This is a genomic window from Actinomyces denticolens (assembly GCF_002072185.1).
Classification (GTDB): Bacteria; Actinomycetota; Actinomycetes; order Actinomycetales; family Actinomycetaceae; genus Actinomyces; species Actinomyces denticolens.
Genome location: NZ_MVIW01000017.1, coordinates 50,460 through 61,045, shown reverse-complemented (window position 1 = coordinate 61,045; position 10,586 = coordinate 50,460). Strand labels below are relative to the sequence as shown.

Here is a 10,586-nt window from a genome sequence, read left to right as displayed (position 1 = left end):
GGCGCGGGGGCGGCCGCCTGGGGCGCCGGTGCGGCGGCGGGGGTCTCGGGCGCCGCCTGGGGCGCCGGGGCCGCCTCGGGGGCGGGGGCGGAGCCCGCCTCACCGGGCTCGCCGATGATGGCCAGGACGGTGCCGACCTCGACGGTCTCGTCCTCGGGGACACGGATCTCGAGCAGGACGCCCGAGGCGGGGGCGGGGACCTCGGTGTCGACCTTGTCGGTGGCGACCTCGACCAGGGGCTCGTCGGCGGTGACGGTGTCCCCGACGGCCTTGAGCCAGGAGGAGACGGTGCCCTCGGTGACGGACTCGCCCAGAGCGGGCATCTTCACGGATTCAGACATGAGTGGACTCTTTCCTTGGGAGTTCTCGGCAGGACCTTCGTGGGGCGCGGGCCCCGGTGGATCAGCCGTGATTGTGCAGCGGCTTCCCGGCGAGGGCCATGGCGGCCTCGCCGAGGGTCTCGTTCTGGGTGGGGTGGGCGTGGACGAGCGAGGCGACGTCGTGGGCGTCGGCCTCCCAGGAGACCATGAGCTGGCCCTCACCGACCTGCTCGCCCATGCGGGCTCCGATGGCGTGGAAGCCCAGGATGGGGCCATCCTTGAGGCTGACGAGCTTGACGAAGCCCTGCGTGCCCAGGATCTGGCTCTTGGCGTTGCCCGCGACGTTGAACTCGGCGGTGGTGATCGCGTCCTCGCCGTGGAGCTCCTTGGCCGCGGCCTCGGACAGGCCCACGGAGGCGATCTCCGGCTCGCAGAAGGTCACCTTGGGGACGAGGACGTCGTCGACCGGAGTGGGGTCGAGGCCGGCGATCTTCTCGGCCACGACGATGCCCTGGGCGAATCCGCGGTGGGCGAGCTGGACGCCGGGGACGATGTCCCCCACGGCCCACACGCCGGGGACATTGGTGCGGCCGTACTCGTCGGCGAGCACGAAGCCGCGGTCCATGGCGACCCCGGCCTCCTCGTAGCCGAGGTTCGCGGTGGCCGGTCCCCGGCCCACGGCGATGAGCAGGACCTCCGCGTAATAGGTGGTGCCGTCGGCGGCGCGCACGGTGACGGAGTCCTCATGGCGCTCGACGGACTCGAACATGGTCGAGGTGCGGAAGGCGATCTTGCGCTTGCGGAAGGCGCGCTCCAGCTGCTTGGAGATGGCCTCGTCCTCGTTGGGGACCAGGCGGGGCAGGCCCTCGATGATCGTTACCTGGCAGCCGAGCGAGGCCCATGCGGAGGCGAACTCGACGCCGATGACGCCACCGCCCAGGATGACCGCCGAAGCGGGGACGTGGTCGAGCTCGAGGGCCTGCTCGCTGGTCATCACCGGGCCGGAGATCTCCTGGCCGATGTCCTTGGAGTAGGAGCCCGAGGCGAGGACGATGTTCTTGCCGGTGATGCGGCGGCCGTCGACCTCGACGGCGTCGGGGGCCACGAGGCGGCCCCAGCCCTGGATGAGGTCGATTCCCCGGGAGGCGACGAGGCCCTGCAGGCCCTTGTACATGCGCGAGATGATGCCGTCCTTGTAGGTCTTGACGGCGGGCATGTCGATGCCCTCCAGGGCGGCGCGGATGCCGAGGACGGAGGCCTCCCTGACCGTGTCAGCGGTCTCGGCGGCGTGGAGGATGGCCTTGGTGGGCACGCAGCCGCGGTGGAGACATGTGCCGCCCACCTTGTCGGCCTCGATGAGCGCGACCCTCAAACCGAGCTGGGCCCCGCGAAGCGCGGCCGCGTACCCGCCCGAACCGGCGCCCAGGATGACCATGTCGTAGACGGTGTCTGTCACAGAATCTCTCCTCGATGGTGAGTTGTCCGAGTCGCCCACCGCTCAGGTGGGCGGTTGGTCCCGCACGACATTGTGTCACCCATGCATGGGTGACAGACATCGGAATGCCCTGTCGATCGGGGACATGAGTCCCAAGTGACCTGTGAATCGAGTCACTTGGTGACTGCTCGGAGGTACTCCAGGAGCGTTGCCACTCCGTGGCCCGTCCCCCCTGTGGGGGTGCCTCCCCACGGGGCGCGCTCATTGAAGGCGGGGCCGGCGATGTCCAGATGTGCCCAGGGCGTGGTCCCGACGAACTCGCGCAGGAACAGGCCGGCGGTCAGCATCCCTCCAGCACGGCTGCCGACGACCGCGTTGCGCAGCGCCGCGTAAGGGCTGTCCAGGCCGGAGCGCAGCTGCTCGGGCAGGGGCATGGCCCAGAACGACTCGCCGGCGCCCGCGGCCGCGCGCGCGACGGCGTCTCGGACGGCCGGGGTGCCCATGACCCCGGAGACATGGTCGCCCAGGGCGACGATCTGCGCGCCGGTGAGGGTGGCGACGTCGAGCACCGCGTCGGGCCCCTCCTCGACGGCGCGGGCAAGGGCATCGGCCATGACGAGCCGGCCCTCGGCGTCGGTGTTGGTCACCTCCACCGTCGTGCCGCCGCGCATGGTGATGATGTCGCTGGGGCGCTGCGCCCCGGGGCCGGGCATGTTCTCCGCCAGGGCGAGCCACGCGGTCACGCGCACGGGCAGCTCGAGCCGAGCGGCGGCCAGGACGGCACCGAGCACGGCGGCCGCGCCGGCCATGTCGGACTTCATCTCCGGCATCGAGGCGGGCGGCTTGAGGGACAGCCCGCCGGAGTCGAAGGTGATGCCCTTGCCGACGAGGGCCACATGCGCCCCGGGCGCCGGGGGCGCCCAATCGAGCCGGACGAGGCGGGGCGGGTTGGCCGCCCCCTGACCGACGGCCAGGATCCCCCCGAAGCCCCCCTCGGCCAGTGCGCTCTCGTCGAGGACCTCCGCACCGACCCCGGCGGTGCCGGCGGCCTGGACGGCGCGCTCGGCCAGGACCTGCGGGGTGAGGCTGTTCGGCGGCTCGTTGACCAGGTCGCGCGCGAGGGTCACGGCCTCGCCCAGGGCTGTCGCGCGACTCAGGGCCTCCTCGGCCCCGGCCCCACCCGCCAGCGGCGAGGGGACGGTGATCGACGCCGGCGGGGCGGTGGCCGCGGGCCTCCGGCCGCTCCACGCGTACGCGCCGGTCATGGCGCCCTCGGCGACGGCGATCAGATCGGCGGGCTCGGCGCACGGCAGGGCGAGGACGACGCGCTCCACGCCGGCCGACTCGCGGGCGGCGCGGCCCGCGGCCCGGGACAGCACACCGGCGCGCGCCTGGCCCAAGGCGGCGGCGTCGCTCTCAGCGCTCCGGGCGAGGGCCAGGCCGCGCCCGGTGCCGACCACGAGGATCGTCGGCGCGCCGATCGTCGCGCCCGGAGCGGCGACGGCCCCGGAGGGGACCCTCACCACCGCGTCGAGGGCACCGGTGAAGCCGAGGGGGGCGAGGAGCGCCTCGAGGGCCTCGACGTCGACCCCCTCGAGGGAGGCTCCTGGGGACAGGATGCTGGGAGCGCCCCCGCCGGTCGGAGACTCGGCCGCGAGGACGAGGACGTCGGCGTCGATCCCCGCCGCGGGCGCTGGTGCGATGTGGAGAGTGCTCACGGATGGAGATGGTATGCCCGGTGGTACCGTCATGGTGCCGAAGGGGCTCTCGCGGCGCGGCAGCCCCTGAGCCGCCCGGCGAGCGCCGGACGGCCGGCGGCGCGGGTCGGGCCGATCGGGCCGGGCAGTGCCCGTGCCCCCAGCCGCGACCCACCGCGCCCGACGCGGATGAGCACGAAGGAGCACGATGGACGATCGCCCCGAGGTCCGATCGACGGAGGACCGTCGTCGACCCGCGCGAGGCCTGAGCCGCATTCTCGTGGGCGTCACGGCGGTCTTCGGCCTGGCGGTGCTCTGGCCCGCCCTCGTCTCCCTCATCCGGCATCCCGATCAGGCGCCCGTCCTGGACTCGATCGATGCCGTTGCCGGTGGTCTCTACCTCATGCTCGCGGTGTGCATGGCCCACAACGGCCGCCGGATGCGGATGATCGGCTGGGTCTGCCTGGGCGGGCTGCTCACCGGCGCGATGCTGCTGGGGCTGCTCACGATCACGGGGACCGCGCCGGAGCTCGAGGCCTCCTTCCTGGCCCACGGGGGGCGCGGGCACGGTTATCTCCCCCTCGTGCTGCCCGTGATCGCGGCGATCTGGATGTGGATGAGCGATCCCCGGCGCATCGTCGTCCACGCGGAGATGATCACCGACCTGGCCTCCGCCCGCTCGGACAAGGCCGGCAGGGGCCGCTCCAGCGGCGGGGCGGAGTAGACGGGGCCGCCCACTGGACGGGGCCGCCCACGGCCGACCGGTTCACCGGTGGCGGTCCCGCCACCGCGCCTGGACGCGCGACCCCAGCGAGGTCCGCAGCCGCGAGGCCTCGAGGGCGGCGTGCTGGTGGCGGTAGAGGCGCCGCACCATCTCGTCCTGGTCCACCCAGCCCAGCAGCACCCGATCGCCCCTGTCGTCCCGGGCGGCCCCCGTTCGCAGCCGGCCGGGGCCCGCCCCCGGAGCGCCCGCCTCGACCACCGGCAGACCGGAGGCCCTGGAGTCGACGAGCGCCTTCAGGACCGCCGTCGTGCCGCTCGAGACGTCGATGACCTCTTGATCGAGTGGCAGTTCGCCGACCGTCCGGGGCGCCTGGCCCCGACGCTCCTCCAGGGCCGCCTGAGCCAGCGCCACGGCGCTGACGCAGCCGAGCAGGCGCCGGTGGGCGGCTGCTGGGCCCGGACCGCCATCGCCGCCTCCCGCGCCCCCGCCCGCGGCGCCCGGCCCCTCGGCATCGTCAGGGGCCCCGGCGTCGGCCACGACGGGCAGGCTCGTGCTCCCCGAGGCCCGTACGACCCTGGCCGCCCGGGCCAGGGACGTCGAGGCCGTGAGAACCGCGGGGGGCTCGTGCATGAGGTCGCGGGCGGTCGCCCGGCCGACGATCGTCGCGTCGACCGGATCGTCGATGTCCTCGCCCCGGCGCCGCAGCTCCTCGGTGTAGATCGTGGTGCGGGTGAGGAACCTGCTGGTGACCGTCGCGATCGCCACGGCGAGCATGAGTGGGCTGAGCAGGCCGTACTGACCGGTCATCTCGATGATGAGGATGACGGCGGTCAGCGGGGCCCTCGCCGATCCGGTGAACACCGCCCCCATGCCGACCACGCCGAACACGGCGACGCCGGTGGGGGTGGGCGCCACGAGGGAGCCGAGCCATGCGCCGAGGGTCCCGCCGATGAGGAGCGAGGGCGCGAACACGCCCCCCACGAAGCCCACGCCCATCGTGAGCGAGGTGGCCGCGATCTTCGCCGCGGTCAGGGCGAGGAGGGCCGTCGTCGTGTACTCGTTGTCCAGGGCCCGGCCCAGGACGGCGGATGATTCCCCGTACATCTCCGGGATGGCCAGGAGCAGCGCCCCGAGGGCGAGGCCGCCGACGGCCGGGCGCGCCCACTGCGGCAGGCGCATCGCGTCGAGGAGATCGCGGCACCCGTCTGCGGCCAGGAAGCGGCAGCGGGAGAAGGCGATGCCCACCAGGCCGCCCAGTGCGCCCAGGAGCGCGACCCAGCCGAGCTGGGCGTCGCCGTCGAGGGACAGCGAGGGCAGCGACAGGGACAGGGTCGTGCCCAGGAGGTGGTGGGACAGGACGGAGGAGGACACCGAGGCCAGCACAACGAACGCGAAGGCATCCACCGTGAAGTCCACGAGGATGACCTCCATGGCGAAGAAGGCGCCGGCCAGGGGCGCGTTGAAGGCCGAGGCGATGCCCGCGGCCGTTCCCGCCGCGGTGAGCATCCGGGCCGATCTCACGGGCAGCCCCAGGGCGCGCCCGACGACGCTGCCGGCCGAGGCGCCGAGCTCGGCGATCGGCCCCTCGGGACCGACCGCCCCGCCGCCCCCGATGGTCAGGATCGCCGCTCCTGTCGAGGCGAGCGCCGGGACGGGCGCCACGGTGCCATCGCCGCGCCGCGCCGACCAGATGACCCCGCCGACGCCGTGGCCCGTCGTCGTGCGCCCGAGGACCGCCATGAGCGGGCCCACGAGCGCGCCGGAGATGACCGGGGCCAGGAGCACGAACCATCGTCCGGCGAAGGAGAGGAGGCCCTGGGAGGGGCCCATGGCCTCGGTGTAGTCCTCGGCCCCGGTGAGGAGACGGGTCCAGGAGTCGATGCCGATGCGGAACAGGACCGCGCCGCCCCCCGAGACGAGCCCGACGACGACCGCCAGGGCGAGCAGCCCCGAGCGGTGGTAGCGCAGGAGGCGCAGGGCGGCCCCCCTGGCGCGCACGGCAGTGGCGGCGCCCCCTGGCGCGGGCGGCGTCATTCCCCGCGGGGCGCGAGGTTCTCCACCGCGATGGGCGTGGCCTCGTCGTCCCGGGCGATGCCCCACACCTGGCTGTAGAAGGACAGCTCGTCGGCCAGGGCCTTGCGGATGTTCGCGCCCAGGCGGAAGCCGTGGCCCTCGCCCTGGAAGACCTCGAGGGCCACCGGCAGGCCCTTGGCGCGCGCCGCTTCGAACATGGAGGTGGCCTGATCGGCCGGGACGATGGAGTCGTTCGAGCCCTGCAGCAGCAGGAGGGGCGCGTGGATGGAGTCCACGTGGTTGATGGGGGAGCGCTCGGCCAGCAGGGGATCATCGATGCCGTCCGCCCCGATGAGCTCCTGGACGTAGTGCGACTCGAACTTGTGGGTCTCCTGGATGAGCATCCGCAGGTCGGCGACGCCGTAGAGCGAGGTCGCCGCGGAGAACACATCGGAGCGGGTGATCGCCGAGAGCACGGTGAACCCTCCGGCCGACGAGCCGCGCACCGCGACCCTGGAGCCGTCGACCCGGCCCGCCTCGATGAGGTGGCGGGCGCCGGCGACGACGTCCTCGACCTCGCCCACGCCCCAGGCGCCGTTGAGGGCCCGGCGGAAGGCGCGCCCGTAGCCGGTCGAGCCGCGGTAGTTGACCTCCAGGTAGGCGAAGCCGCGGGACGTCCAGTACTGCACCTTGAGGTCGTAGACCGAGCGGGACATGGCGGACGGGCCGCCGTGCACCTGGACGATGAGCGGGGGCAGCTCGTCCTCGGGGCCCGCGTGCTCCACCGAGGCCGGGGGGTAGAAGAAGCCATGGGCGGTCACGCCGTCGGAGGAGGGCCACGAGATCGTCTCCGGCAGGGACACGCCGCGCTCGGCGGGCCCGAAATCGCTCGAGCCGCGCAGCACGGCCACCTCGCCGCCGGAGATCTCGATGATCCCCGGCAGCTCGCGCTCGTTGCCCGCCAGCATGACGACCCGGCCGTCGGTGGCGGCCACATTGCCCAGGGGCTGCCAGCCGGTCGCCCACTCCTCGAGCTCGCCATTGGCCAATTTGATGGTGCCCAGGTGCCACACGGAGTCCCTCGTCCACGAGGCGATGAGGCGCTCGCCGTCGAGGACGTCGAAGGAGTGGGGCCCCAGCTGCCAGGCCGGCTGGGTGAAGGTCGCGTCCGTGGGGTGCAGGGGACGGGTCCGCAGCCGCTCGCTCCAGCCGGTCCGCGCGGTTCCGCGCCGGGGGAACCCCTCCGTGCGGTACAGGTTCCAGAAGCCGGAGGCGTCCGAGACGTGGATGAGCTCGCACTCCTCCGTCCAGCGCGGCTCGGCGGCCCCGTGCCCATCGCCGCCGCCGACCAGCGCCTGCTCGCCCAGGGTCCCGTCGGGCAGCAGGTCGCCCACGTGCAGGGCGGCGTTGTCCCAGGGCATCCACGGGTGGTCCCAGGACAGCCAGGCGAGGTGGCGCCCGTCGGGCGAGAGCGTGGGGGAGGAGACGAAGTCGGTCCCCGACACGATCGTGCGCACCGGGGCGTCGTCGCGCGCGGCCGAGCCGTCCAGAGGGATGGCGACCAGCGTGTTGATGGCCCTGCCCTCGCCGCGGTGGTCCTCGCGCACGGCGTAGACGAGGCCGCGCTCGGTGTCGATCTCCAGATCCCCGTGGCGCACGTCGCCGTAGATCGTCAGGGGGACCAGGCCGCGCAGTCTGTGCGCGACGTCGAAGCGGTAGAGGCGCCCGTCGCCCGCGTGGGAGACCACGATGATCCCGGAGTCGACGGCGTAGGCGCGCCCGCCGTACTCGTGCACCCGGGTGCGCGCGTCGACCAGCTCGTCGCCGGGGGTCAGGGGCAGGACCTCCCCGATGCGGCCCGCGCCGTCGCGGCGCAGCAGCACCTGGCGGCCGGAGTCGGTGGCGCGCCGCTCCACCCAGTAGGTGTCGGGGCCATCGACGCGCACCTGCGAGAGGTTGATCGTGCGGCTGGTGATCGTTCCGGGCGAGATGGGCGAGGGCCAACTGCCATAGGGCGCGATCGTGGTCATGCTTCCTCCTCGAGGGCGGCGATGGTCGGCGTGCGGGCGCGTGCCGGCGCGCTCCGGGCGCAGTGCGGGGCCCTGGGGAGCGGGGCCCTGGGGCCTGCGCCGGTCCCGGGCCAAGACTACGTGCTCGTCGGCACCGCGCGCGATGGCGCGCAGGCGCATCGACGGCGCCTATGCTTGCCACGCCGCCGCGGGGGCCCGCCCACCACCGGCCAGGCTGATCATCACCACCCATCCGCCGTCGAGTTCCTGGAGGTCCGTGGCAATGACACCTCCGACACCCCCGTCGTCCCAGCGCGATCGGGCGCGCCGGGCGGGCGCCGGCGAGGACCCCGCGCCGGCCCCGCTGCTCGCCTCGATCCGCGGGCCCGAGGACCTGCGCAGGCTGACCTCCGACCAACTCGTCCAGCTCGCCGCCCAGATCCGCGCCTACCTCGTCACCAGCGTCTCGCGGACGGGCGGGCACCTCGGGCCCAACCTCGGCGTTGTCGAGCTGACGATCGCCCTGCACCGGACCTTCCGCTCCCCGGCCGACTCCCTCATCTTCGACACCGGGCACCAGGCCTATGTCCACAAACTGCTCACGGGGCGCCAGGACTTCTCGGCGCTGCGCTCGCGCGGGGGGCTGTCGGGATACCCGGACCGCGGGGAGTCCGCCCATGACGTTGTGGAGAACTCCCACGCCTCCACCGCGCTGTCATGGGCGGACGGCATCGCCCGGGCCAACAGGATTCGGGGCCACGAGGACCGGCACGTCGTCGCCATCATCGGCGACGGGGCGATGACGGGAGGGATGGCCTGGGAGGCCCTCGACAACATCGCGGACTCGGGGGACAAGCACCTCGTCATCGTCGTCAACGACAACGGCCGCTCCTACGCCCCGACCATCGGCGGGCTCGCCCACCACCTCGACGCCCTGCGCACCAACCCCGGCTACGAGCGCATGCTGTCCGGGATCAAGCGCGGCCTGCTGGCGCAGGGGGCCCCGGGCCGCGCCGCCTTCGACGCCCTCCACGGCCTCAAGGCCGGCATCAAGGACGTCCTGGTCCCCTCGGCGTTCTTCGAGGACCTGGGGATCAAGTACACCGGTCCGGTGGACGGCCACGACATCACCGCACTGGAGTTCGCGCTGACCCGGGCCAGGGAGTACTCCGAGCCCGTCATCGTCCACGTCATCACCGAGAAGGGCCGCGGCTACACCCCCGCCGAGGAGGACGTGGCCGATCGCTTCCACGCCGTGGGGCGCATCCACCCCGAGACCGGCCTGCCCGTCGTGCCCTCCGCCTTCGGATGGACCGCCGTCTTCGCGGAGGAGATCCTCGCGCTGGCCCGCCGCGACGAGCGGATCGTGGGGATCACCGCCGCCATGCAGCAGCCGGTGGGCCTCCAGCCGCTGGCCGATGCCATGCCGGAGCGGGTCATGGACGTGGGCATCGCCGAGCAGCACGCGCTCACCGCCAGCGCCGGCATGGCCTTCGCCGGGCTGCACCCCGTCGTGTCGCTGTACGCGACCTTCCTCAACCGGGCCTTCGACCAGGTGCTCATGGACGTCGGCCTGCACCGGGCCGGGGTGACGATCATGCTCGACCGGGCGGGTCTGACGGGCAACGACGGCGCGAGCCACAACGGCATGTGGGACATGGCGCTGCTGGGCCACGTGCCCGGGCTGCGCCTGGCCGCGCCCCGCGACGAGGCCTCTCTGCGCACGTGCGTGCGCGAGGCGGTGGGCGTCGACGACGGCCCGACGGTCGTGAGGTATCCCAAGGGGGCGCTGCCCGCCCCGCTGCCCGCAGTGCGGACGCTCGAGGGGGATGACGGCGCCTTCGGCCAGGTCGATCTGCTCCTGGAGCACCGGGCGGGCGGCGATGCCGGCCGGACCGCCGGTGAGGGGGCGGGCCGGTCGCCCGGCGCCCCGGCCCTCATCGTCGGCGTGGGCGCCATGGCGCCGGCCGCGCTGGCCGCCGGCCGCGCGCTGGCCGCAGAGGGCCGTGACGTGATCGTCGCCTCTCCTCGGTGGGTGATCCCCGTCCCGAGCGCCCTGACCGAGTTGGCCCTGACGGCCGGTCGCGTCGTGGTGGCAGAGGACGGGCTGGTCGACGGCGGTATCGGTTCGCAGTTGCGCGACGCGATGGATGACGCCCTCGACGTCCTGACCGCCGGGGGCGGGGGCGACTCCCGGGGTGCGGCCCCGGCGCCGCCCCCGACCACGCGGATAGGGGTGCCGAGGCGGTTCGTGCGGACCTGCGACCGGGCCGCCCTCCTGGAGGAGTTCTCCATGACCGCCGAGGGCGTCGCCGCGGCGGTCCGTGCGCGGCGCTGACCGGGGCCGCCGACGCCCTGCCCAGGAGGGCTCGGATCATGGGACGGGTG

7 protein-coding genes are annotated in these 10,586 nt (G+C 73.8%); 2 read left to right on the top strand and 5 right to left on the bottom strand.

Annotated elements, in window-relative coordinates:
- The 3 genes from B1H55_RS06545 to B1H55_RS06535 form a co-directional block, all read right to left on the bottom strand.
- A partial coding sequence (locus B1H55_RS06545) for a biotin/lipoyl-containing protein (RefSeq protein ID WP_338071675.1) occupies nucleotides 1-341 on the bottom strand: 341 nt, incomplete at its 3' end.
- A 61-nt stretch (nucleotides 342-402) separates the two neighbouring features.
- On the bottom strand, nucleotides 403-1,776 hold the full coding sequence (gene lpdA, locus B1H55_RS06540; protein WP_077241035.1) for a dihydrolipoyl dehydrogenase: 1,374 nt from the start codon (nucleotides 1,774-1,776) through the stop codon (nucleotides 403-405).
- Nucleotides 1,777-1,928: 152 nt separating this feature from the next.
- On the bottom strand, nucleotides 1,929-3,473 hold the full coding sequence (locus tag B1H55_RS06535; RefSeq protein ID WP_073454174.1) for a leucyl aminopeptidase: 1,545 nt from the start codon (nucleotides 3,471-3,473) through the stop codon (nucleotides 1,929-1,931).
- 187 nt (nucleotides 3,474-3,660) lie between these two features.
- Here B1H55_RS06535 and B1H55_RS06530 point away from each other — a divergent pair, with 187 nt between their 5' ends.
- Nucleotides 3,661-4,176, top strand: coding sequence for a hypothetical protein (locus B1H55_RS06530; RefSeq protein ID WP_073454176.1), 516 nt, complete (start codon nucleotides 3,661-3,663; stop codon nucleotides 4,174-4,176).
- A gap of 42 nt (nucleotides 4,177-4,218) precedes the next feature.
- On the opposite strand, the gene B1H55_RS06525 is transcribed toward B1H55_RS06530, so the two are convergent.
- On the bottom strand, nucleotides 4,219-6,210 hold the full coding sequence (locus B1H55_RS06525) for a chloride channel protein (RefSeq protein ID WP_080461648.1): 1,992 nt from the start codon (nucleotides 6,208-6,210) through the stop codon (nucleotides 4,219-4,221).
- A complete protein-coding gene (locus tag B1H55_RS06520; protein ID WP_080461647.1) occupies nucleotides 6,207-8,219 on the bottom strand; it encodes an alpha/beta hydrolase family protein in 2,013 nt (670 codons plus the stop codon). Before B1H55_RS06520 ends, B1H55_RS06525 begins: the two co-directional genes overlap by 4 nt.
- Before the next feature lie 262 nt (nucleotides 8,220-8,481).
- Here B1H55_RS06520 and dxs point away from each other — a divergent pair, with 262 nt between their 5' ends.
- The gene (gene dxs, locus B1H55_RS06515; RefSeq protein WP_231952537.1) at nucleotides 8,482-10,536 is read left to right on the top strand and encodes a 1-deoxy-D-xylulose-5-phosphate synthase; all 2,055 of its coding nucleotides are present in this window, start codon (nucleotides 8,482-8,484) and stop codon (nucleotides 10,534-10,536) included.
- Nucleotides 10,537-10,586: the final 50 nt, after the last annotated feature.